The sequence below is a fragment of the Sphingobacterium yanglingense genome (assembly GCF_004363245.1).
Lineage (GTDB): Bacteria > Bacteroidota > Bacteroidia > Sphingobacteriales > Sphingobacteriaceae > Sphingobacterium > Sphingobacterium yanglingense.
Genome location: NZ_SNYV01000016.1, coordinates 1 through 25,077, shown reverse-complemented (window position 1 = coordinate 25,077; position 25,077 = coordinate 1). Strand labels below are relative to the sequence as shown.

Here is a 25,077-nt window from a genome sequence, read left to right as displayed (position 1 = left end):
AATATAAAAAAAGCCGGACATGTTACCATGCCCGGCTGTAAAATTAATTATAATATCTTAATAAAATCTAATGCGATTGTCATCAATCTTTGCATTGTCTTGCAGTGCCTTGAAGATTGACCCCCATGCGCGTTGTTGTTTAGATGTCAACATTTGTTTTTGTTGATTTTTACGCTCTGTGTCTACCATCTCTTTTGGGTTTACAAAGCTATCTACTTGTACCGCATAGATGCCTTGAGTTCCTTCAATAGCTTTAGATGGTTTGTTCGGTTGTAGACCAAATACAGTACCTATGACTGTGCTTTCTAGTGATACACCTGGTATTACTGGATTTGCTAAAACGATGTTCTCGACAGCGATTGCAGGTTTTCCAGCCTTTTGAGCTACTTGATCCAATGAGGTAGCACCGTTAAGAGCGTTATTCATTTTTTCTTTTAACATACGTGCTTTTACAAGGTTTTTGACACCTAGCTCTATATCACCTTTAATAGCCTCCAAAGGTTGAATACCTTTTGGGTTGATTCCTGAAACCTTAGCTACGATAAAGTTGTTCTCTGTTTCGTAAATTTTATCAGATACGTCGCCTTTGCTCGCTTCAAAAATCCAACGTATCAATTCCCTAGAAGCTTCAGCGCCGTTTAGAGAATTGTCCATCGGCTGTACACGTGTTGCTTTTTGCAGATTCAGATTCTCTTTTTTTGCAGTTTCAGAGAAATTGGAACTGTTAGCAGCTGTAAAGAAAGAGTTCGCTTTTGCATAAATAGCATCTGTAGTTTCTTTTCCTGCAGTGATTACCTTATCGAGGATTGCTGCTTTTACAATTTTAGAGTTTCCGATTTGTTTTTCGATTTTTAGAATATGTACACCAAATTGTGATTCTACGACAACTACATCTCCAGCTTTACCATTGAATGCGGCTTCTTCAAAAGGACCAACCATTTGTCCTCTAGTGAAAGTTCCTAAGTCGCCTCCATTAGCTTTACTCCCTGGATCTTGACTGAATTCAACTGCTAATGCAGAGAAGCTTTCTCCTTTAGCAATTAGACCTTTGATAGAGTCTGCTTTCGCTTTTGCTTTGTCAACACCACCTTCTGCTGCTGCATTTAATAGGATGTGGCTTGCCTTGACAGAGTCTGGGCTGAATTTGGAATCTAAGATTTTCGCGATCTCGTAAGCACCGTTTGATAAAAATGGACCTACTGTTGTTCCTTTTGCAGCGTTGAATATAACTGAGTCTAAGGCTGGACTAACCTGACCTTTTCTGTAATAAGTTACAGGGTATTTGTTATCAGAGCTTCCTACAACAAATAGCGAATCATTGGTAGAAGCTGCTAATTCACTTTTTAGCGTTTGAATTGCAGTTAGAGTAGCGGTAGAGTCTTTGGCTGTTGCACTAGCATCAAATAAGACATATTCTACTGAACGTGTTTCTTCTGGGTTCTTGAAAGCATTTTTATGCTTATCATAGTATTCTTTGTAATCCGCATCTGTTAATTTGATGTCAGCTTCATTAACCGAAGAATAGTCTAGTAATACATACTTGAAATTTGCTAATTTATTCTTCGCAGTATATTCGTCCTGTGCTTCTAATGCTGTAACGTATACTGAATTGCTTAGTAAGTTAGAGTATTTTTCTGTCAATCTTTGGGAGCGGACATTTTCGAGAAGTAATTCCCATTGTTGTGCAACCTGAGCATTGCCACCTTTTGCTTCATTAATTACCTGAGTAAGGTAGTTACGGTCAAATTGACCTGTTTCTGGGTTGGTGAAGGTTTGCATAATCTGAGGCGAAGGGTTTGGACCAGTGATTAGATCGTTGAACTCTTTTTTGCCTACGGATAATCCTAGTTTTTCAATCTCAGTAGCCATCAGCTCTTTGGAAACAAATTGATTCCAAACCTGCTGTACTGCAAAGTTTTTTATCTGAGGGGTTTCAGCACCGCCCATTTGCTGCTGATACATAGCCGATGTTTGTTCTACCTGCGCATTGAAATCATGATAGTCGACCGAGTTACCGTTGACGCTACCTACTTCATTTTGCTTCTTAGCCCAAAACGGCGTTCCGGACTTAATGATGTCCCCTAATAAAAATGCAACAATTGCTAAGCCGATTATGAATATTACCAATCCAGCACGGTTACGCAAATTACCCATTAATCCCATATTCTCGTATTGTATTTATGTGTTCTTTAGTTATTTAATTGTGTTTTGTTAAAACAAGGCGCAAGATACAACTTTTATAAAAAAAAAGAGTAAATTTTTATAACGTAAATAAAACTAATTTAAACCTTTATTGTTGTGGTCGAATTAATTGCCAAATGAAGGCAACTGGCTGTTTCCGGATGGGATATAGAAACCAGTCATATTCTGCCCATTAATATTTCTAAATTCGGTGTCTGATGTGAAAGAAGTTGCTAATAGATTGCCTCTTGCATCTTTGAACTCAAATGAAATAGGGACATCATTGTAGTAAATTTTCTTTTTTTCATCATAGTACAACTCTTCTGTCTTAATGATTGAACCATCAGACATATTTACCACTACATTTTTTTTAAACTCTGTAATCCCATCTAGAACTCGCTGTTTACCATAATCGGACCGGATACGTTGACTTTCCTTGCCTTCGGCATCATAAAATATAATCTGTATGCCTTTCTGAAACTCATAATTGCTGTTTTTATTACCAGTGGTGTCATGATATACACGCATTTCAGGACCTGTTAGTTGAGCTTTTACAACCGCCGAGTCGCTTAGGATGATTTTTACATCTTTAGAGATATCTACGGCCTCTTCTTGTTGTATATTCTCAATTTTATTGACTTCACGAAGATCATTCTCACAGCTACTAAGTGAGAAAACCCCTATTGAAATAAGAAACAATAGGGGAATATCGATATATATCTTTGAGAATATGCTTCTCTTATTAGTCATAACTTCTTCTTCTGAACCAAGTATCATTCAATGTAAAGCCTAGATTCAAGTTGATATAACGTTCACGTACTAGATTGTTGGATAAGGCTCCTCTCTGGCCAAATTCTGCGGATATGTTTATCCGTGAAAAGGTAAGACCAAAATTTGTTTCAGGTAATGGTAAGCCAAGACCTACAGTAACCGCCATATCATTAATGTTTTCGTTGTTATACTTTAGTGGTGTCTTATCGTAGCGGAATCCTAGTCTGTAATCTACAATATTCCAATACCTAAAGGATGTCGGATCTGGCTTAATTTGTCCACCAACTGCGAATCCATAGTTCTTTCCTAGTGAAGGCTCTCCTGCACGTGTTTGAAAGTTACTCCAATCAGCGTATTTAAAATCTGCACCAACCATCCAGTTATATCCTTTGGAAAGGGTAAAACCAACGGTATGTTTTAATGGAAGATTGATTTTTCGAGACAATCCGTCTATACTGGATACTGTATCGAGCGGAATGTTTTGATAATCTGGATCTGTTGAAGGTTCAGTTCTTTTAACAAACGATGAAGTTTTGCTTGTTATTGTATTGTTTAATGATCCCGTATAACCGACAGTTAGATTTAGTTTTTTGCTTATTGCTTTTGAATACTGCACACCGTAGTCATAGGTTGCTCCCCGGATAAGGCGTGTCTCATTGTAGCGTGCATTTAACATACTCGGATCAGTAGGGAAACTGACTAAATTTACATCGGTCAGTTCACCGAATAGGAAACCGATATTAGCACCTATGCTTAATCCTTTAATTGGAGATACACCATAACCAAAGAAAGCTTTGTTTACGCCTCCTTCTCCTTTGGATGAAATATTATAGGCCAAATTACCTATCTGCTCTCTGCTGGTTTGGTTGTAACCCACATCAGAATAAGGCATAAGTCCAAACGCAAGTCCACCAAAGCGTTGCGAGAGTGGGACGCCTATTGCCAAGTGAGAAAAAGCAAAGTCAGCTGTATTGTCTTTTGCACCGGGACGGCTCAGTTCGGTTGCATTACCATAAAGTCCTACTTCTAGGATAGTTCTAGAAAAAGCGGAGTAACTTGCTGGATTGGCGACATTGAGAATAGGAAGGCCTGATTGGTAACGTATTGCACTTGATATTCCTCCCATCGATCGGGTCTGTGGAAGAAGGTCTTCTCTCATCTGTCCTAGGCCAAATTTGGAATAAGGAGAGTGTGAGGTTGTAGTCTGGGCATTCGCTTGGATGTTTACCAGAAAAAGGCCTGTAGCAACTACAAGCTGTAAAGCCCTTTTGGCACTCAAAACATTGAATTGTTTATGCATATATTTTTATAATCTCCGCGCTTCGGACGTATTTTTGTGTTATCTTGATAGGCCAATAACGAACTGGCATTTTTTTAATAAACCGACCAATTGTTCTTCTGATGAATTTATTTCGTTACAAAACTATTTAAATTTTAATGAATCCTTGACCTCATTTTGTTAAAAAAGGTTAAACGATTGTTTGTCAGTTTTTTACATAAATTGAAAGTATATTATCGTAATCATAATTACGAGGTATAAGCTTTCATATACCCATTTAGACTTGGCAAAGGAAAAATAATATGCCAAATAGATGGCTAAAGGAGGGGCGCAAAGTAGAAAGTGATTGATATTAATCTTCTCATTCAAATAGAACGACCCTGCAATAAGCAAAAGCATATAAAAAAGTAATTGAAACGATTTCCGTATGTGAACGACGCTTCTAAAATATTGATCTCTTAATACAGCCAGAAGAAACAAAAGAGCAATCGCAATAGGTATTACAACTAAGTAATCTTGATAATCTACGTGTAAGGTATGTGGTAACGGATTTGTAAACGGAGAAAAAATAGTTTTAAATTCATCAAATCTATCCAACCAGTAGTAGATCACGCCAAGTAAGAAATAAACAATGGAAAAGCCAAATACTGGTGTTACCCATTCTCTCCAGATGAATGGCCTAAAGATGATCAGCGCTATCCATAATAAGAGAAACATCACGATAAATGGAAAATATACCAAGCTACCGATAGCTACAATCATTCCTAAGTCGAACATTAATCTTTTTACATCGGCTTGCTTATAAATAGCAAAAAGCTTGCTCATCATCCAGATCGTAATAAAGTTACATATTAGGGTAGGTGATAGAACTAAAAATGGTAAGAATAGACTGACTAAAGTCATGAATAGTAGGGCTGTCAGAAAATTAGGTTTGCCCAAAAAATTAAAATGATTTACTATTTTATTTAATAGTAAAGCCTGAAGTAGCGTTAAGGTCAATGTCAATAGCACATTGGACACCGGTTGGAGCCCTGATCCGATTTCGATATTGAAGAGATTGTTGGCTGCGGGTTCGAGCAGAATCGGTCTTAACTCTTCAGGAAGGTGCAAAAATGCGCCCAAACACAAAAAAGTTCCAATAATCGATACAAATAGTATATTGATTGGCGTGAACTTCCTGTGCTGTTTAATGATCATAATTTTGAAATACTTTGGATAGACTTAGGAGTTTCTCTTTTCTAGTTTTGTGACTTTTTTGTCTATTGTAAACAAGTATACAAAAACTCCAATAACGATAGTTAAAAGCACTAAGACTACAACCCATATTTTTCCCGAGCTGCGAAGTCCCTCTGCCATTTCAATTTCAGATGATTGAGCGTAAGAGGCTAATGCTATCAGCGTGAAGATGGAAAGTAAACTAAATTTTTTCATATGTAAATTTTTTCTTTTTTAATTGCGATATGGAATATCCAAACTGTTTTTAGCAGTGTTTGTGTAGTCTGTACTACATGGATATTTCATATGTGTATAATTTGCTTTTTATCTGTCATATGGAATACTCATGGGTGTTTGTGCTTCGCTAAACATGAGTATTTCATATGTTAATAATTCAACAGAATAAGATTATTTATGCGAATGTTTTTCTTTGTTGTGAAAACTAATTTCGCATTTTAAAAGTTCGTATTAATCGATTTGATTCGCTTTACGTTCCAGTAATGCTACCCGGTACCTTAGGGTGCAAATCCATACGCCAGTAAGTATCCAACCAATTACTGCTGAATAGAAAATGGGTCGCATATTGTTATCCATATCGAGGTCTCCAAAGGTAGAATTTCCCCCGCTTCCTGGATGTAGAGAATCCGTCATTTTGGGAAGGATATACATCAATACAATCATGATAGGGAAAGCAAAAATATTATAGACAGCAGATATTTTGGCCCGTTTTTGTTCTTCTTCTAGTGTGTTTCTCAATACAAGATAAGCTAGATACATAAGTGTTGCAATGGCGGATCCATTTGTTTTAGAGTCACTTGGCCAAGCTTCACCCCAGGTAATATTGGCCCATTGCATTCCTGTCAGTAGCCCCAAGAAACAAAAGATAACACCAGTATTCACCGCTTCAACAGCTATGATGTCATATTTTGGATTGCCATTGTTGAGATATTTCACACTATATACCACAGAGATTGCATAGAGTGTAAACATTGCAAACCACATAGGGACGTGGAAATAAACGTTTCTTATCGTTTCATGAAGAAGAAATAATTTTGGTACTGGCCCCATAAACCCAGCGACAACAGAAGCACTAACTAAACATGCTGCTAATATTTTCCACCAGTTTTTTCTCATTTTTTACATGTTGTTTTAATCCCTCCAAAGGTAAGGAAATAACAATAAAGAAATAGCAACAGTTACTACATTAATTGCCACAAGAACGCCAATCTCGTTGTAACTTTCGGCCCTATCTGCACCTTGTAATGCATTTTGAGAGAGTGTTATCAATACAATCAATAGAGGAATGATGATGGGGAATGCTAAAACGGCCATCATTGTACTGTTGTTGCCCGTTTTGGCGCTTATTCCAGAAACCATTGTAAAGACCGTAGCAAAACTTACTGCCCCTAAGAATACGGCTATGAAATAAAATAGCGGGTCACCTACGGGGTTTTTAAAGACTAAGGAATAAATTAGGTAGGCGATGACCGAAAGCACAGTCATCAGTATAATGTTGTAAATAATTTTGGAGAGTATGATAGATTTGGGGCTCGCTATGGAGTAGTAGTACAACTGTCGATACTGACTTTCCTGTACAAATGACCTACTAATTGCGTTTATGGATGCGAAAAGTAGGATTATCCAGAATAAGGCGTTCCAAATCAGGGTGTCTACTGTTTTAAATGCTTGATAACATACAAAGACAGTAGACACCACATATAGCAGAATGCCGTTTACGGCATGTTTAGAACGCCACTCTAATGTAAGATCTTTGTTGACTAAAGTCGTGATTTGCTGTAAAAGACTCATGTATCACAAAGATACACAATTTGCTGTGTACAGCGTTTACTTTTGGCAATTAAGCTTTTGAGATTTCTGACTTCGCTTTTTCTGCTAAATCTTCTGTTTTACGTGCGATTTTATCGGTAGTATCGGAAGCCTTGTTCGCCCAATCAGATGTTTTTTCAGAAACTTTGTTTAAAACATCTCTTCCGGCGTCTTTGGCTTTGGACTTCCATTCCCGTAAATCTTCTTTAGCCTCTTTAGCTAAGCGTGATGCTTTTTTTGCCTCTCTTTTTGAAAGCTCTTTAAGGGACTTGGTTAAATCCTTGATGCCATCATTGGCTTTGTCCAATGTTTTTTTTCCGTCTTCTGTACCCAATAAATAATAAGCAGCGGTTCCAACTGCCAATCCTAACAATGCAAATGCAACTAATCCATTCCTATTTTTCATCTTTATAAAATTTGTTTTTTAAAGTGATGATGAAGCGATCAGATGTATCCCTACCTCTGTTTGATTTGAATAATTCTGGTCGTTTCATGACTACATATTTGTTTATTTTTCAGTTCGTTTTTATAATCAATAAACAACCATCGTTCCAAAAAGTTTTCTGGGAAAATGGATTAACAAATTTTAACCGAAAGTAACGGTTTTAGTTTTTATTGTGTTAGACTTTTCTGACTGGATTGTAGGGTGTAAAGGTGGTGGTACAGTCCAGAGCCTTTTGACAGGAGTTCGACATGGTTGCCAAAATCTGCCACTCTACCTTCGTCGATTACCAGGATGTTGTCTGCATTCTTTATCGTAGAGAGACGGTGGGCAATAATAATTGATGTTCTGTTTTTCATGAGCTCTTCCAGCGCCTCTTGGACCAGTCTTTCTGATTCGGAATCTAAGGACGAAGTCGCTTCATCTAATATAAGGATAGCTGGATCTTTTAGTAATGCTCGTGCTATGGCGATACGTTGGCGTTGGCCTCCGGACAGTTTAACCCCTCTTTCACCGACCATGGTGTCGTAGCCGTCTGGAAATCCCATGATAAAGTCATGTGCATTTGCCCGTTTGGCAGCTTCAATAACGCTTTCAGCATTCGCATCTAGCTTTCCATAATTAATGTTTTCCCGTATAGTGCCCCCAAAAAGCAATACATCTTGAGGTACAATGCCTATTTGGTTTCGTATATCCGTGATGGCAAAGCTGGAAGCTGGTATTTCGTCATAACGGATTTCACCGGAGGAAGGCTGATAGAACTGAAGTATTAAAGAAGCTATTGTAGATTTACCGGCACCACTAGGGCCTACTATGGCTATTTTTTGTCCAGCATCGGCTGTAAACGAAATTTCATTCAGAATGTTGCATTCTGGACGTGAAGGATAGGCAAAGCTGACTTGGTTGAATGTTAGTTTGCCCATGATATGCCGTTTGATATTTTTATCCTCTTCGGTTACCTTGATATCTTCTGTGTTTTCATTAAGTATTTCTATAACACGTTCGCTGGAGCCTAATGCTCTTTGTAGTCCCGCATATAGTTCAGGGAAGCTGCCCATCGAACCAGCAACAAACATAGAGTATAGGATGTAGGTGGTCAAGTCTCCTACAGTAATTTCTCCTGCAGCGACTAATGACGCTCCATACCAGATGACAGCGATAACTGCACCGAATATACAGAAGATGATAAATGAAGCAAATAAACCTCGGTAGGTTGCTGCTTTAACCGAAAGATTCACGACATTATCTAGTTTTTTACTGTATCGGTGTGCTTCATAGTACTCATTTACAAATGCCTTGACATTGGATATGCCAAGAAGGGTCTCTTGGACGATACTGTTCGAGTCAGCAAGCTGATCTTGTGTCTGTTTTGAAAGGTTCCGTATGAATCGGCCAAAGAAAATAGCTGTGACGACAAGAATGGGTAAGATGCATAAATTCATCAATGCCAGCTTGGGGGATACAATGATTAGGAGGAGAACTCCGATGACTAGACTGATCGTCTGTCTGATTATTTCAGCGAGCGTGGTTGTCATGATGTCTTGGATTTGTGATAAATCGGCCGACAGTCTGCTGTTCAATTCTCCAACTCTGCGGTTGGCAAAGAAGTCAATAGGAAGGGTGATTAACTTTAGATAGGACTCTCTACGGATGCTAGCCAATGCTTTTTCTGCAATTTCGACAAATAGACGAATGCGAAAAAAAGACATGATAGATTGAAATGATAGGATCACTAATGATAGCCCACCTATGAAAAGTACGCTTGATTCAAGCCAAGGGTAGGTTTGTTTTCCTTGCGCAGCATCAATCATAGCTCCCAGTAATGCTGGAAAAGTGAGCATCGTCAAACTAGATAGGATCAGGAAGATCATGCCTAAAATAAACTTACCTTTGTAAGGTTTTAGATAAGATAAAATCTGAGTAGCCTTTTTAAGTAGTTCTTTGTTTAATTTGGGCTTGGGTAAATCATCGGAATGCGAATCGCCACTGTTCAATCTTGGTCTAGCCATTGTTTATAATCTTATAAGCTTTTTTGTTCCAACTGACAAATGTAATGATATAAAGTAGTCGCCTTATCAAACTTTCGTCACATTTTGCGTTTTACGACGTTTGTATACGAAAAATAGGACTCCTGCTAGGAGGAGAATTACAAACACGATATATTGGTATTTATTGTCTTGATGGTCTTCCTCCTCCAAGGTTTTGATATTCTCCCTTAAATGTTCGTTTTCAGCCTGCAGCTTGGATATTGTCTTCATGAAGGCAGTTATTTGCTGGTCGTACTCTTTAGCGAGTGTCTGAAAATGCGCTGCTTCGCTATCTTTTAGGTTGAGGAGTTTTCGTGTTTCGAGGAATATCGCATTGTCGTTGATGACTACAGATTTTAAAATGTCTATTGACTTCTGCATGTCGTTTTTGGTTTTGAATAAGCCAAAGACACCCGTCTTCTGCTCTAGGGATTGGGTGTAATCACCAAAGCGCTTACTCCGTTGGTCGAGTAATTCATTGACCCGATTTCGCTGAGCCTCGAATGAAATAGAGTCTGTTGATGATGCTATAAGCGCTAAGCTATATAGTAGGAGATATATAAGCAGCGTGTATTTCATGAGTTATGATTTGTCTCAGTCCAAAAATTCAACCATTATGGTTTCATCTGCATATAAACCCAATAAATTGCTGGCGTGTCCTTTATTAATAGCAATTTCAAGGTAATCGGATATACCAAACAGACATAGTTTCTCACCTTCAGATACCTCATTGTAGTGCCAACTCATTTTGTTGATCGTTTCGTTCCGTTTGAAGTGTAGAATGAAGTTTCTTCCTTTTTGAACCTGATTGAAGAGATCTTTGCTGATGTTGGAGATGACGTTTCCAAAAGAGTCTATGTAGGAAACATGTCCTTTGATAAAGCTGTTCTCTATGATTGGCAATAAAGTTACTTTTTGTAGTGGCGTATCTATTGGCGAGCCTAAGTCTTCAATAGGGTTTCCTTCGGCAATATGGCAGGTCGCTTTTACAAGGATGTCGGCCAGTGGAAAGTGCAAAAACCGAAGGTCTTGCATCATCTCAATTTCGAAGAGCTGTTCTGCTTTTTTTTCACCCAGGATGATGCTAAATATACCATTGTCGGCACCGACGAAGTAGTGCCCGTCAAACTTCATAGCGATATAGCGACAGTTTTCTTGAAAGACGGTATCGATACCAATGAGGTGTACTGTCTCTTTTGGGAAATAATGATATGCGTTCTGAAGGATAAAAGCAGCGTGCTGTATGTTGAAAGAGGGAATCTCATGTGTGATATCTATTAAACGCACATTGGGCAACAATGATATTATGCTCCCTTTCAATGCCGCCTGATAAAAATCGCGGTAACCTAAATCTGTTGTTAATGTTATTACTCCCATATTAACAGCCCGTTGTCCTAAAAACGTGCCCTGAAACTATTGTTTTTTTGAAAAAAGTAAAGACAAAGTTAGTAAAACTAGTGCTCATAAAGGCCGTTCGCCTTTAAAATAATGAATATTTTTCACATTCGATAGATGTAAAAATATTAGTTTGTATTTTTGAATATAATTTGCTTAGATAAGAATGTTTTTGCATTATACAAATTGAAAATCTTATCTATATTTATCTGCGGAAATATCCATGTTGGATAAGCTACAGGCTCTTGACCGTGATGTGGTAGTTATGCCCTTGAGAATAAAATAGACACGAATAATATTCGGTGTGATAAATTAACAAAGCAGGTCATGGTACGTGTTACATTTTAAACTAAAAACCATAATAATTTGAGCGAATTAATCATCAATTTGGACAACGTTAATTTGGTCTCTCTGTGGGGAGCTCAAAACGAGAATTTTGAATCTATCAAAAATAGATTTCCTAAGATACGTTTGATTGCAAGGGGGACAGAGCTTAAAGTATTGGGAGAAGAAGCGGAGCAGCGCTTGTTTGAATCTGTGTTTTCAGCCATTACGGATCATGTCATCAAATACAATGCTTTGGGTGGTTTGGAATTGGAAGAGTTATTGGGAATTCCTCCAAGCGAACAACGTCCGGTGGACAAAGATAAGCAAGAGGATGGTCCGCAGGGTGGACTCAAGGGAGAACCCATTGTATATGGTCCTAATGGTTTGATTGTTCGTGCGCGGACACCCAACCAGCGTAAGATGGTGGATAGCATCAATAAGAATGATATCCTTTTTGCTGTAGGACCGGCCGGTACAGGTAAAACTTATACTGCTGTTGCATTGGCTGTTCGGGCATTGCGTAATAAGGAAATTAAACGAATTATCTTAACTCGCCCTGCTGTAGAAGCAGGAGAGAATCTAGGTTTTTTACCAGGAGATCTAAAGGAGAAGGTGGACCCTTATTTAAGACCGCTCTATGATGCATTGGATGATATGATTCCTGTTGAGAAATTGAAAGGATATTTGGAAAACCGGACAATAGAAGTGGCACCTCTAGCTTTTATGCGTGGTCGTACCTTGGATAATTGCTTTGTGATATTGGATGAGGCGCAGAATGCTACTGATATGCAGCTCAAAATGTTTTTAACCCGTATGGGACCGACAGCCAAATTTATTGTTACCGGAGACCTTACCCAAATAGACCTTCCTAAGAAGTCTCAATCAGGTCTAGCTACTGCGATTAAACTATTAGACAACATCAGTGGAATCGATATCGTATACCTGACAGGGAGCGATGTGGTTCGGCATAAATTGGTGAAACGTATTTTGGAGGCCTACGGAGATTTGAAAGCAAATAATTAATACTATATAAACAATAGGGCGATTTAATACGATGAGTGCAATAAAAGAAACCCATTTTAATTTTAATAAACAGACCTCTTTTTACAGAGGTAAGGTCAGGGATGTCTATACTATAGATAGTAAGTATTTAGTAATGGTGGCATCTGACCGCATTTCGGCATTTGACGTGGTACTCCCTCGGGCTATCCCCTTTAAAGGGCAGGTTTTAAATCAGATTGCTGCTAAGTTTTTGAAGGCAACGGCTGATATTTTACCTAATTGGGTGATTACTGTTCCTGATCCTTCGGTGACCATCGGACAGATGTGTGAGCCTTTTAAAGTAGAAATGGTAATCCGTGGATATCTTTCTGGACATGCTTGGCGTACCTATCGTGAAGGCGGACGTGAGCTCTGTGGAGAGATACTTCCAGAAGGACTAAAAGAGAATGATAAATTGCCGCAACCTATTATTACACCAACGACAAAAGCGGCAGTGGGACATGATATGGATATTTCCAAAGCGGAAATCTTGAAGCAGGGGATCGTAAGTGTAGAAGACTACGAGCAATTGGAGAAGTATGCTCATGCATTATATCAGCGTGGAGTAGAGATTGCTCAGGAGAGAGGACTTATCTTGGCAGATACGAAGTATGAATTTGGAAAGAAAGATGGGGTGATTTATCTAATTGACGAAATCCATACACCAGATTCTTCTCGTTACTTTTATGTAGAAGGATATGAAGAGCGTCAGGCTGCTGGCGAACCTCAAAAGCAACTGTCTAAAGAGTTTGTGCGTCAGTGGTTGATCGAGAATGGGTTTCAGGGTAAAGAAGGACAACAGGTGCCTGAAATGACAGATGAAATCGTGGATTCGATATCTGCGCGGTATATCGAACTTTATGAGTATATTACAGGGGAACGCTTTGAGTACGCTGCCGAGGAAGATGTTTTGGAGCGCGTCGAACGTAATGTGAATGCGGCGTTGGAAAAATTATAAAGAGAATAAAGATATGCGTTATACTATTGATAAGCACGAGCGATACGTTGTTATTGAGCCACTTACTTCTAATTTGGATGCTGCAGCCGCGGCTTTTCTTAAAGGAGAATTTATGCTTCGTAACACGTCGGGACAGCGTAATATTGTGCTGGACCTGTCGCAGGTTCAGGATATCTGTGAAGAGGGCGTGCGTATGGGATTGTTGGCTGATCGTTTGTGCCAAGGAGCTGATGGAATGTTTATCATTACTGGATTGACGCCTGCTGTAAGGCAGATATTGAAAGTCGCACATCTTGATGCCTTTTTTACCATTGTCAAAAACCTAAGTGAAGCTGAGGACCTTATCTTCGGAAATGAGATTCAGCGTGACTTGATAGGAGGTAAATAACAGATGCGGTTTGAAGTCTTAGTCCTAGGGAACAGTTCGGCTACTCCTATATACGAACGCCACCCTACGGCACAGGTCCTAAATTTTAATGAGCAGCTATTCCTAATCGATTGCGGTGAAGGGACGCAGATGCAAATGCATCGCTATGGAATTAAGAGTAATAAAATATCCCGGATATTTATAAGTCACCTGCATGGAGATCATTATTTAGGATTGGTGGGCTTGTTGTCTTCCATGAATCTGACAGGACGTAAGTCGGAGTTGCATTTACATGGGCCGGCTCCGCTTTTAGATATTCTCCATCTGCAATTTAAACATTCAGACACTACGTTGCGCTATAATTTGGTGTTTCATGCTACTAATCCCGATGTGGAGGAGGTAATTATGAAATCTCAAATGCTGACTGTACGGTCATTTCCGTTACAGCATCGAGTTCCTACGACAGGCTTTCGTTTTGACGAAGGTGCTCGAGCGGCTTCTTTGATCCCAGAGAAAATAGGGGGAATGAATATTCCGACAGTCTTTTTTCAACAACTTAAGAAAGGGGTCGATTGTACGGATTTGGATGGTACTGTATACCGGGCAGCAGAGTTGACTAAGCCTGCTCCAGCTTCTAGAAGCTATGCGTATTGTTCGGATACGCGTGCTTTTTCTGGCTATATGGAGGCCATAGAAGGGGTAAATCTCTTGTACCATGAAACTACCTTCGATCATAGTTTTTTGGAGAGAGCGGTAGAGACATTTCATAGTACGAGTCTGGAAGCGGCGCAAGTAGCTGTACAAGCAGGTGTGAAACGACTTCTAATGGGGCATTATTCAGCGCGTTATAAGGATTTGACACCACTGTTGGAAGAGGCAAAAGAGGTGTTTGATGAAAGTGTCCTTTCTTTTGAGGGTAATTGGTATAAAGTTTAGTGATTCTCTAAATTTTTAACCATCTTTACACCTCAATTTTAATGGACAAAAAATATGTCTTTCAACTTAGATAACCTACTAAGGGACAATATCAAAAAACTAGTCCCTTATTCCTCCGCAAGAGATGAATTTAAAGGAGAAGCGTCTGTATTATTAGATGCTAATGAAAATGCTTTTGGTTCACCATTGGATCATCATTACAACCGTTATCCAGATCCGCTACAACATCAAGTGAAAGAAAAGCTGGCCAAAATCAAAGGTGTGCCGGCAGACCATATTTTTTTAGGCAATGGTAGTGACGAAGCCATCGATATATTGTACCGTGCCTTTTGTAAGCCTGGGGTAGATAATGTGGTTTTAGTGCCACCTACTTATGGTATGTACGAAGTATCAGCCAATATCAACGATGTACAGATTCGTAAAGTCAATCTAACGGCAGACTATCAATTGGACTTAGATGGTATTGCTGAGGCATTAGACATGCATACTAAGATGATTTTTATCTGTTCGCCCAATAATCCTACAGGGAATAGTATAAACCGTCAAGATATAGAAACGATTCTGACACATTTCAAAGGATTGGTTGTCATCGACGAAGCTTACATTAATTTTTCAAAACAACGCTCATTTACACAAGAACTGGCCGAATATCCTAACTTGGTCATTCTTCAGACCCTATCCAAAGCTTGGGGATTAGCCGCATTGCGGTTGGGGATGGCATTTGCCAGTAAAGAAATTATCCGGGTATTCAATAGGATCAAACCTCCTTATAATATTAATCAAGCAACTCAGGATTTGGTATTGCAAGCGTTGGAGAACGTAGATACAGTCAATAGTTGGATCCAACAAACAGTCTCAGAACGGGAATTGCTCGTACAGGAGCTTCTTACTATAGCGCAGATTGCGCATATTACGCCATCTGACGCCAATTTTATCTTGGCCCGATTGGAAGAGCCCCGTGAGCTGTATAATTTTTTGGTCAGTCAAGGAATCATTGTAAGAGACCGCTCGAAGGTGGAGTTGTGCGAGGGCTGTCTACGTATCACAATAGGAACAACTGAGGATAATAAAAAACTGATCGGAGCCATTAAACAATTTTACAGCTAAATAAATCATGAAAGATATTATCAAGAGAGTATTATTTATTGACAGGGATGGGACACTTATTCTTGAGCCTGAAGATGAACAGATTGATTCATTTGCAAAGTTGAAGTTTTACCCCGGAGCTCTGCAGTACCTTCCACGTATTGCTCGCGAGTTGGATTTTGAACTTATCTTGGTGTCCAATCAAGATGGTCTAGGCACAGCATCACATCCTGAAGAGAATTTTTGGCCAGTACATAACTTTGTCGTAGATACATTTAGAGCAGAGGGCGTAATTTTTGGGAAAGAGCATATCGATAAAACTTTTCCTCATGAAAATGCTGCAACCCGTAAGCCAGGAATAGGTATGCTGTCGGAATATTTTGACGAGACGAAATATAATCTTGGTGAATCTTTTGTTATAGGTGATCGGGTCAATGATGTAAAACTTGCGCAAAACTTGGGGGCAAAGGCTATCTGGTTACGTAATAATGATGAATTGGGTAAGGCGGAACAAGTTGAAATTACAGACGATTGCGTTGCGTTAGAGACTTCTGACTGGAAAGCTGTTTATGAGTTCTTGAAACTGAATACCAGGGTAGCCGAGCACTATCGGAAGACCAATGAAACAGATATTTATATTAAAGTAAATCTAGACGGTTCTGGAAAGGCAGATATCCATACGGGATTGCCGTTTTTTGATCATATGCTAGACCAGATTGCACGGCATGGTGCTATTGACCTGACGGTGCACGCAAAAGGAGATTTGCATATAGACGAGCACCATACCATTGAAGATACAGGTATAGCTTTGGGCGAAGTGTTTTTGAAGGTGCTTGGAGATAAACGGGGTATCGAGCGATATGCATATACTTTGCCAATGGACGACTGTCTGGCGCAAGTTGCTCTAGATTTTGGTGGTCGCAATTGGATTGTGTGGGATGCTGAATTTAAGCGGGAGAAGATAGGAGATATGCCAACAGAGATGTTTTTCCATTTCTTTAAGTCATTTTCAGATGCGGCGAAAGCTAATTTAAATATCAAAGCCGAAGGCGATAATGAGCATCATAAGATTGAAGCTGTCTTTAAAGCTTTTGCTAAATCCATTAAAAAGGCGGTACGACGGGATGCAGAAAATATGCAGTTGCCAAGTACAAAGGGAGTGCTGTAATAGTATTAAGTATTTAGTACGTGGTATTTAGACTGTATAATTATTAACATCTAAGATCTGACGACTAAATGCTAACATCTAACTACTAACAATGATTGGTATAGTTAACTACGGTGCAGGAAATATTTTTTCATTAACTGCAGCATTGGACCGTATCCAGGTCGGATATGGAATGATTAATAATAAAGAAGACTTTGATCAGTTTGATCGTGTTATAATTCCGGGAGTTGGGCACGCGGGTGCAGCGATGAGCAAATTGAACGAGAGTGGATTGGTGGAGACTATTCTTTCATTGCAGAAACCTGTATTGGGGATCTGTGTCGGTATGCAATTGTTGACATCCTATTCGGAAGAAGGAGATTCAGAACTGTTGTCTGTTTTTCCTTTGAAAACGTTGCATTTTAAGAATAGAGTAACACTGAAGGTGCCACATATGGGATGGAATAGTGTCAAGGCAGAAGCCGATTGTCCTTTATTTAAAGATATTCCGGAGGATACCTATTTTTATTTTGTGCACTCTTTCTTTATTGAGCACAACCCAGTCTACACAGGAGCAACCTGTAATTACGGCATAGATTATTCTGCAGCTATTCAGAAAGATAATTTTTATGGAGTACAGTTCCACCCAGAGAAGTCTGGTGTACATGGCGAACAACTGTTAATAAATTTTACTAAAATATAAATAGAAATTAAAGACTATTTTTGTAACGCTAGGCCTGTGATAAGGTAAGGGGAGAGGATAGGCTTTTAAACTTTTAACTTTTTAATTTTTACTTTACTATGTATATCATTCCAGCGATTGATGTTTTAGACAAAAAGGTAGTCCGCTTAAGAGAAGGCTCTTACGATGAGGTGACTACTTACGATATTTCCTTAGAAGATCAGATCAAAAAATACCATGCTAATGGTACGGAGATGGTACATATCATTGATCTGAACGGTGCTAAGGGAGATTTCTCTAACCAAGAATATCTTTTCGATATTGTCCGTCGTACAGATATGAAGGTACAATATGGAGGTGGTGTGCGCAGTATCGAAAAAGTGAAGGAGCTTATCGATGCGGGGGTATTCCGTGTTATCGTGGGTACTCAGGCCATCACAAACCCTTCTTTTCTTGAAGAACTGAGCAAGTTGAATGAAGGCCGTGTTAAATACGCCAATCGAATCGTAATTGCTATTGATGTGTTGGATGAGGTTATCAAGTATTCAGGTTGGTTGGAAAGCTCGCCGATCAAACTTATCGAATATATCGATAAGTGTCTTGCGCTAGGCTTCTTCCGTTTCCTATGTACAGATATATCGAAAGATGGGAAGATGGGTGGTGCTGGAATTGACTTGTATAAGAAATTATTGACTCATTCCCCAATTATCAAGTTGATCGGTTCGGGAGGGATATCTTCAATGAAAGATTTAGAAAATCTCAACGAGCTAGGTGGTTTAGAATCCTGTGTAGTAGGTAAGGCTATTTATGAGAACAAAATCTCTATTGACGAGATAAAGGATTGGAATCTTAAAACCTTAATTAAGTTCTAAGTATGCTTGCTAAGCGTATTATCCCTTGTTTGGATGTGAAAGATGGGCGCACAGTCAAAGGTGTGAATTTCGTGGATCTTCGTGATGCAGGCGATCCAGTGGAACTAGCTTGGCAGTATTCACAACAGGGAGCTGATGAACTTGTTTTTCTGGATATTACGGCTACTCATGAAGGACGTAAGACCACAATCGATCTTGTTAAATCGGTTGCAAAGCAGGTAAACATTCCATTTACAATAGGTGGGGGGATCAATGAATTGCGTGATGCAGAGATTCTTTTAAACAGTGGTGCAGATAAGATATCTATCAATTCGGCTGCGGTTAGGAATCGACAATTGATAGATGATTTGGCAAAGACATTTGGATCTCAATTTGTTGTAGTTGCAGTAGATACTCGCTTTGTAGAAGGTGTTAACTATGTGCATCTACGTGGGGGTAGGGAAAAAACCGATATACATACCGAAGAATGGATTAAAGAAGCCGAAAGCAGAGGAGCTGGTGAGATATTGCTTACTTCAATGGATCATGATGGGACGAAGAATGGATTTGATAATCCACTGTTAGGGCAGATCAATAAGTTGATTCATATTCCATTGATTGCTTCTGGAGGAGCAGGAAATGAGCAGCACTTTGTGGATGTATTTCAACAGTCGAATGTTGACGCAGCTTTAGCAGCCTCAGTATTCCATTATGGAGAGATACTAATTCCTGAATTAAAAGAAATACTACGCACCGAAGGCATAGCGGTACGATAACATTGGAGATAGCCGGTATTAGACATAAGACATGTACGGTCTAAATACCCGATACTCGGTACTCAATACTAACAAAAAAATGATAGATTTTGAAAAAGGTGATGGACTCGTTCCTGTAATCATTCAAGATGTCCAAACATTAGAAGTACTTATGTTGGGCTATATGAATGAAGAAGCCTGGGAGAAAACACAAAAGGAAGAAAAAGTTACTTTTTACTCGAGGTCAAAAAATAGACTTTGGACTAAAGGCGAGGAAAGTGGCAATTTCTTATGGATGAAGAATTTTCACATTGATTGTGATCAGGATACTATCCTTATAAAGGTTCAGCCCGCAGGGCCTACTTGTCATACAGGTAGTAGAAGTTGTTTTACAACAGATTATGGCAATAACTTTATTGCCGAGTTAGAACGTATTATACAACAACGTTATGAATTCCCTACACAGGAATCTTATGTCAATCATCTTAGAGATAAGGGGCTTAATAAAATAGCACAAAAAGTAGGCGAAGAGGCTGTAGAAACGGTAATCGCTGCATTAGCACAGTCTGATAAGGAGTTTGTAGATGAAACGTCTGATCTGATTTTCCATTTACTTGTTTTGCTACGTGAAAAAGGGTTTTCTTTAGAAACTATCGCAAAAAATCTAGAAGAACGACATAAATAGAATTCATTCTTCATCCTAAATAGAAAAGAGCGCTATATCATGTATAGCGCTCTTTTTTTCTGAAAGTACATTTTTTAGAAGCCATCAAGAACTTTTTTATACTCCAATTATAGTTCTTGCAGAAAGATCGGAGGGTTGGTTCCACAGCGATGGAACTTGAACGCTACCATTACAATTTTGCATTTAGGTACAAGGACTCTCTCTTCCGTGGATTGTTTTCTTCGTGCTTCCAATCAATCAAAGAACGTTTTTCGGGTAGGCAAAGGATAGTCAACGCCTCATTATAGGAGACAGCTAGGATAGTTTGACCTACCTGTTGTTTCGTTTTACAATGTTTTGTTGTACCCATGTCTTGTCCACTATAGTGTTTTATCTATTGTGTTGTTTTTCAGTGTGTTGATTTTTGTTTGTCCACTTGTGATACATGTTTTTTTGTGTCGTTTTGTCTCCTCGGAATAGAGATTGTACCCTTACTTGTCTACTTAAATAGGCCTTCAACTTCCCTTTTTATTCCAAACTTCGCCATGTAAATCCGACCAAATTATAGCCTCTACTAAGGGGCAGGATCTACAAACCAAACAAGATTGACTAAGAAATAATCAAGCGAGGTGGAACCTAGATGCTCCACTTCAATTGCCAAACAAGACATGATGCAGTAGATGCATCGCTAAAATATGAAGGTTATGAAAACGAATTTTATTTCAAAATTAGTATCACTAAAATTTCTACTTTTTTGGATGCTGTTCTGTGCATTGAATATTGCACAAGCACAAAAGGTGGAATCATTTAATAGAAAGATTAGTGAGCTAGCAGCGGATGAAGCAGCTAGTTTAAAATCTCTTGCATATGATTTGCAACCATCTACAACTGTGACTAAAGCGCAGACAGGGCGTATGTCTAGAATGTCTATGCCAGCAGTAGAACAAAAAGCCCCAGCACCAAGAGTAGCCTATGTAGATGCTGAAAATTTGGTGTCGGTTGACCAATTGGTCCCATCACTCAACTCTATTGAGTTGTTACGGATAAAAGTTTCATCCGTGACGGATTTGGGTCAATCAGTAGATTTAACACCGTTGACTGATTCTAATCAGTTAAAGTATATTCTATTCATCTTTGAATATAGCCCTTGTGAAGGAGAAAATCAGGATGACTGTGTCCGTAGAAGTCTTTCTACTATAAAAGGTCTAGATCTATTCAGGGGATCTATACTTTATAAAATCTCCATACCAAGATAGTATTCACCGATTAATCTGATTTGAAATGAAAAGAACAGCACATACCTATTTTTCAGTCCGAATAGTTCGGCTAATGTGGCTTTTATTATTGATGGTCGCTTTTACATCGGTGCATGCGCAGGTTGTAAAGCCGTTTACTAAGCGAGCAACTTCAGGTACGCCGACTAATGGTATTTATAGAATAAGAGGAGATTTTAGCATGGCGGGTAATACCAATCTTACTCGTACGGGTTATCTGGATGGCAATGCGACAGATCCAAATGGTGGAAATAGTAATACCAACATGTCTCATGTTGACGTAGATAATGATCCTATAACTTGGAATTCTTCGATGTCAGAATTGAAGTTGCCCTTGTCGGCAAATTCGAACCCAGCTTGTACGAATATCTTATTTGCAGGTTTGTATTGGACTGGAAGGTCTAATATAAGCAATCAGTATACATTTAATGTAACAAAAAATGCTCCGCAGTTGAACAACTATGATAATACTCAGAAAGTTGATCATAACGTAGCGATAACGTATACACCTTATACAATGTCGGTAACAAGGCTGACAGAAATTGTCGCTACTCCTGTTAATCAGAGTTTTAATATGCGTCATAGTAGTGGTGGTGGCTATGTCAATCGTATAAATAATAGGGGTTTTGACTATACGTTGTCTGTTACACGACTAGGTTCTAGTAATCCTTATTATGTTCAATATCTCTTTACAGGAGCAGGGAATCAACCCAATATTGTCTTTGAGTTCACAAATAGTGATGATGTCAGTAATTCACCACGGGCAATACGATATTCCACAGATGGAGGAAGTAGTTGGACAGAACCAACAGGCCAATCTAGAGGGACATTGTCGGGTAATAAAGAATATGTGACTTTTGACCCTGTAACTATCAATACGATAGGTGGAGTCAGCTTAACAATTGATAGGTTGGAAAGGAATGAAGGTCAAAATAGAACTCAGAATGAATATAGAAGTGATTCCTATGCGCGAATTACTGTTTCTGGAATAGAGGATGTTAATGTAGGCTACTATCCCCGTTACACGTTTACGGCACCTTCTTTACCAACACATATCTTTGAGGTACGTAATACAGCTCCTTATGTGTATCATAGCACCGATGGAGGAGGCACTTTTGTTTCTGTTGCTGGACAAAATACGCCTACAGGTACCACCACAAAAACATATGGTTTTACACCAATTACTTTATGGACAGATGGTACCACGACACTAAATCTTTTCAACTTAGTTAGAGATAGCAGAGTAGATCGAACCGTAACTCAAACAGAATCAGCATCAGATGCCAATGTTCGTGTTTTTGGTCAAGTATGGCAAAACAGTTCTCAATCGCGCACTTTTGATAAACGAAAGATAAAATTTAAGAAAGAGGGACAGCCTTACGTAGAGTATACGGCCAATGGTACAGATATACACTACGCTACTTCAAGTTATGGGGGTATTTTTTCTGCATATCATGATGTGACACCTTATGTGCAAACCCATGGAGTAGGTAATTATTGGGCGGCTGATATTGCTTTGCTTGAAGGAGATGGGGGAGACACCGGGTATTTCGGTTGTTGGAGTTTAGTTGTGGTATATGAAAACGCAGGTGAGATCTGGCGCGATGTGATGGTATATGATGGGCATGCATTTGTTCAACGTGAAGGATCTTCTGGTACAACTACTTCGTACGATTTAGCTATCTCTGGGTTCCAAGCCGCTCAAAATGGATTAGTGAAGGTGAAAATGGGGATTATGGCAGGAGAAGGTGATCGGGATATCTCGGGCGATTTTCTATCTGTAAGAGAAAGAGCTACATCGAGCTATCCTAGAGTTTCGCATGGTGGTAATACTACAGGGAATTTCTTCAATTCATCTGTTTTTACGGGAGGAAATAATAGATTGCCGAGTTATACCAACAATACCGGGATTGATATTGCTATGTTTTATTTGCAAGATCAAAATACTAGTCCTCAAAATCAATTTATCGACAATAATCAGACAGCGACAACGTTACGCTATGGTAGCACACAAGACCTGTATACGATTTCGATGGTTGCACTGGCTATTGATGCGTATGTTCCTGATGTTAATGGAGTTAGTTCAGCAATAGCAACATCTGGAGGAGGACCGTTAACATCGGGAACTAGTACCGTAACGCCAGGGCAAGAAATAGAATATACGGTTCAGGTTTCTAATAATGCAGAAGCTATTCAGAATGCGATGTTGAATATTCCTATTCCTTATACTGCAAGTTATGTCCCTGGATCAGCATCGATAGTTTATAATAATGTGACAGGAGGTCAACAGGCAGTACATTCAGGTATACCAGGAACTCTTACAGTTAATATGGGAACCCTGGCTCAAGGTACCGCTGGTGGTGGAATCGCCAATCTTCGTGCAACACTGAAATTTAAAATAAAAGTCACTGATGATTGCCAAATATTAAAAACCCCGGCAGGATGTTCGCCTGTGTTAACATTAGGAGGAATGATGTCGGGAATGGGTGTGACTTCCCAAACCCCTTTCAGTAATGTTCCTCTTATTAATGGGTTTAGTCAGGACGGACCATGTGTTGGTTCTCCTATTTCAGGACCGCTGAATTTCAATATTGACGCAGCCGCATTTATAGCAGCCAACTGTCAAGATGTTGATCCACAACGTGCGTTTTATTTTTGTAATACAACAGCTGTTCCTTTTGATGATATTGCTTCTCAGTTTCCTATAGGTACAGAATTTTATAACATTCCAAGAGACGGTACTGGAACACTTATAGAATATGACGAGAGTAACCCTTTCCCAACTACAGCAGGAACTGTAACATATTATGCATATCCTCCTGGAGTATCTTCAAATTGTTTCTTTACTTTTACAATAACAAATACGAGTAATACTGCGAAACCAATAACGCAACCAGCCACTTTCTGTAAAGATGCGGTATTAGGTTCTAATCCTCTCGCTCCTTTTATTGTAGCTGGTACAGCTACTCCGGCCCATGCTTTATATTACTTTACTACGGAGACTGGTGGAACAGCTCAGCCATTAACTGACCTTATAATTAATACTAGTACGGTAGGTACTACCACATATTGGATTGCCCAAGGACCTGCTGTGACATGTTCAGGTCCACGTGTTCCTATTGTAGTAACTATTTCAGCGCTTCCAGAGATAACTGCCAATGTAAGTAACTTGACGGTTTGTGAAGGAAGTACTGGTTCAGTTTCAGTAACAGCGACTGGTACGAATTTGACTTATACTTGGGAATATTATAATGGCACGACTTGGGTTTCTTTACCAAATGCTACACAAGATAAAATTAGTATCAATGGAAGTACACTCACGCTTACTGGAGCATCTTTAGCTTACAATGGTAGTAAGGTACGTGTTACAGTATCCAATGGAAACTGTTCGGTTATTTCAGGAGAGGCGACGATAACAGTTACGAGTGTCGCTGCCCCTACAACGACACAGTCTACCCAGACTTTCTGTGAGATCGCGCCACATACGGTTGCGCAGTTAGATGCTACGGCATTAGCCGACGGTACAATTAAGTGGTACGATGCCGCTACAGGTGGTAATCTACTTTCACCTACGACCACTTTGGTTGATGGTCAGAAATACTATGCATCGCAGACTGTTGGAGGCTGTGAGAGTGTTCAACGTTTAGAGGTTACGGTTGCCATTACTGTAATTGCTGCTCCTACAACGGCACAGTCTACCCAGACTTTCTGTGAGATCGCACCACATACGGTTGCGAATCTACAGGCAACTGGTGCAGGTACAATTAAGTGGTACGATGCCGCTACAGGTGGTAATCTACTTTCACCTACGACCACTTTGGTTGATGGTCAGAAATACTATGCATCGCAGAC

General features: G+C 39.3%; 24 protein-coding genes. 12 read left to right on the top strand and 12 right to left on the bottom strand.

What is annotated here, in order from left to right; translation table 11 throughout:
* Positions 1-57: 57 nt before the first annotated feature.
* The 11 genes from CLV99_RS16255 to CLV99_RS16205 all read right to left on the bottom strand — a co-directional run bounded on the left by CLV99_RS16255 (position 58) and on the right by CLV99_RS16205 (position 11,119).
* Positions 58-2,163, bottom strand: coding sequence for a peptidylprolyl isomerase (locus CLV99_RS16255; protein ID WP_133585579.1), 2,106 nt, complete (start codon positions 2,161-2,163; stop codon positions 58-60).
* A 144-nt stretch (positions 2,164-2,307) separates the two neighbouring features.
* Positions 2,308-2,931, bottom strand: coding sequence for an LPS export ABC transporter periplasmic protein LptC (lptC, locus tag CLV99_RS16250; RefSeq protein ID WP_133585578.1), 624 nt, complete (start codon positions 2,929-2,931; stop codon positions 2,308-2,310).
* Positions 2,924-4,252: a hypothetical protein gene (locus CLV99_RS16245; RefSeq protein ID WP_133585577.1), complete on the bottom strand. Its 1,329-nt coding sequence runs from the start codon at positions 4,250-4,252 to the stop codon at positions 2,924-2,926. The genes lptC and CLV99_RS16245 overlap by 8 nt, the downstream gene beginning before the upstream one ends.
* A gap of 192 nt (positions 4,253-4,444) precedes the next feature.
* Positions 4,445-5,428 (bottom strand): DUF6427 family protein, encoded by a 984-nt coding sequence (locus CLV99_RS16240; protein ID WP_133585576.1) that lies wholly within the window; start codon positions 5,426-5,428, stop codon positions 4,445-4,447.
* 24 nt (positions 5,429-5,452) lie between these two features.
* The gene (locus CLV99_RS16235; protein WP_133585575.1) at positions 5,453-5,662 is read right to left on the bottom strand and encodes a CcmD family protein; all 210 of its coding nucleotides are present in this window, start codon (positions 5,660-5,662) and stop codon (positions 5,453-5,455) included.
* A 252-nt stretch (positions 5,663-5,914) separates the two neighbouring features.
* Positions 5,915-6,580, bottom strand: coding sequence for a cytochrome c biogenesis protein (gene ccsA, locus CLV99_RS16230; RefSeq protein WP_133585574.1), 666 nt, complete (start codon positions 6,578-6,580; stop codon positions 5,915-5,917).
* 15 nt (positions 6,581-6,595) lie between these two features.
* Positions 6,596-7,255 carry a heme exporter protein CcmB gene (locus CLV99_RS16225; RefSeq protein ID WP_133585573.1) on the bottom strand — a complete coding sequence of 220 codons (660 nt, stop codon included), beginning with the start codon at positions 7,253-7,255 and terminating at the stop codon, positions 6,596-6,598.
* Between the two features lie 49 nt (positions 7,256-7,304).
* Positions 7,305-7,679: a YtxH domain-containing protein gene (locus CLV99_RS16220; RefSeq protein ID WP_133585572.1), complete on the bottom strand. Its 375-nt coding sequence runs from the start codon at positions 7,677-7,679 to the stop codon at positions 7,305-7,307.
* A gap of 206 nt (positions 7,680-7,885) precedes the next feature.
* Entirely contained in the window at positions 7,886-9,724 is a 1,839-nt protein-coding gene (locus CLV99_RS16215; RefSeq protein WP_133585571.1) for an ABC transporter ATP-binding protein, read from the bottom strand.
* Between the two features lie 66 nt (positions 9,725-9,790).
* On the bottom strand, positions 9,791-10,321 hold the full coding sequence (locus tag CLV99_RS16210) for a hypothetical protein (RefSeq protein WP_133585570.1): 531 nt from the start codon (positions 10,319-10,321) through the stop codon (positions 9,791-9,793).
* Between the two features lie 15 nt (positions 10,322-10,336).
* Positions 10,337-11,119, bottom strand: coding sequence for an SAM hydrolase/SAM-dependent halogenase family protein (locus CLV99_RS16205; protein ID WP_133585569.1), 783 nt, complete (start codon positions 11,117-11,119; stop codon positions 10,337-10,339).
* Between the two features lie 384 nt (positions 11,120-11,503).
* Here CLV99_RS16205 and CLV99_RS16200 point away from each other — a divergent pair, with 384 nt between their 5' ends.
* The 10 genes from CLV99_RS16200 (at position 11,504) to hisIE (ending at position 19,972) form a co-directional block, all read left to right on the top strand.
* Entirely contained in the window at positions 11,504-12,487 is a 984-nt protein-coding gene (locus tag CLV99_RS16200) for a PhoH family protein (protein WP_133585568.1), read from the top strand.
* A gap of 31 nt (positions 12,488-12,518) precedes the next feature.
* Positions 12,519-13,463, top strand: a complete 945-nt coding sequence (locus tag CLV99_RS16195; RefSeq protein ID WP_133585567.1) for a phosphoribosylaminoimidazolesuccinocarboxamide synthase — start codon at positions 12,519-12,521, stop codon at positions 13,461-13,463.
* Between the two features lie 13 nt (positions 13,464-13,476).
* Positions 13,477-13,851, top strand: coding sequence for an STAS domain-containing protein (locus tag CLV99_RS16190; protein WP_133585566.1), 375 nt, complete (start codon positions 13,477-13,479; stop codon positions 13,849-13,851).
* Positions 13,852-13,854: 3 nt separating this feature from the next.
* The gene (locus tag CLV99_RS16185) at positions 13,855-14,766 is read left to right on the top strand and encodes a ribonuclease Z (RefSeq protein ID WP_133585565.1); all 912 of its coding nucleotides are present in this window, start codon (positions 13,855-13,857) and stop codon (positions 14,764-14,766) included.
* A gap of 54 nt (positions 14,767-14,820) precedes the next feature.
* Positions 14,821-15,873, top strand: coding sequence for a histidinol-phosphate transaminase (gene hisC, locus CLV99_RS16180; protein ID WP_133585564.1), 1,053 nt, complete (start codon positions 14,821-14,823; stop codon positions 15,871-15,873).
* A gap of 7 nt (positions 15,874-15,880) precedes the next feature.
* A complete protein-coding gene (gene hisB, locus CLV99_RS16175; RefSeq protein ID WP_133585563.1) occupies positions 15,881-17,020 on the top strand; it encodes a bifunctional histidinol-phosphatase/imidazoleglycerol-phosphate dehydratase HisB in 1,140 nt (379 codons plus the stop codon).
* 91 nt (positions 17,021-17,111) lie between these two features.
* Positions 17,112-17,702, top strand: a complete 591-nt coding sequence (gene hisH, locus CLV99_RS16170) for an imidazole glycerol phosphate synthase subunit HisH (protein ID WP_133585562.1) — start codon at positions 17,112-17,114, stop codon at positions 17,700-17,702.
* 98 nt (positions 17,703-17,800) lie between these two features.
* Entirely contained in the window at positions 17,801-18,553 is a 753-nt protein-coding gene (locus CLV99_RS16165) for a 1-(5-phosphoribosyl)-5-[(5-phosphoribosylamino)methylideneamino]imidazole-4-carboxamide isomerase (RefSeq protein WP_133585561.1), read from the top strand.
* Between the two features lie 2 nt (positions 18,554-18,555).
* Complete coding sequence (gene hisF / locus CLV99_RS16160) at positions 18,556-19,308, top strand: imidazole glycerol phosphate synthase subunit HisF (RefSeq protein ID WP_133585560.1); 753 nt, start codon at positions 18,556-18,558, stop codon at positions 19,306-19,308.
* 79 nt (positions 19,309-19,387) lie between these two features.
* Positions 19,388-19,972 (top strand): bifunctional phosphoribosyl-AMP cyclohydrolase/phosphoribosyl-ATP diphosphatase HisIE, encoded by a 585-nt coding sequence (gene hisIE / locus CLV99_RS16155; RefSeq protein ID WP_133585559.1) that lies wholly within the window; start codon positions 19,388-19,390, stop codon positions 19,970-19,972.
* A gap of 169 nt (positions 19,973-20,141) precedes the next feature.
* Here hisIE and CLV99_RS16150 read toward each other — a convergent pair whose 3' ends face one another.
* Entirely contained in the window at positions 20,142-20,321 is a 180-nt protein-coding gene (locus tag CLV99_RS16150) for a hypothetical protein (RefSeq protein WP_133585558.1), read from the bottom strand.
* A gap of 334 nt (positions 20,322-20,655) precedes the next feature.
* Between CLV99_RS16150 and CLV99_RS16145 the strand changes: the two genes are divergently transcribed.
* Both CLV99_RS16145 and CLV99_RS16140 read left to right on the top strand, forming a co-directional pair.
* Complete coding sequence (locus tag CLV99_RS16145; RefSeq protein WP_133585557.1) at positions 20,656-21,207, top strand: hypothetical protein; 552 nt, start codon at positions 20,656-20,658, stop codon at positions 21,205-21,207.
* Positions 21,208-21,232: 25 nt separating this feature from the next.
* Positions 21,233-25,077: Ig-like domain-containing protein (locus CLV99_RS16140; protein WP_133585556.1), on the top strand; the 3,845-nt coding region annotated here is incomplete at its 3' end.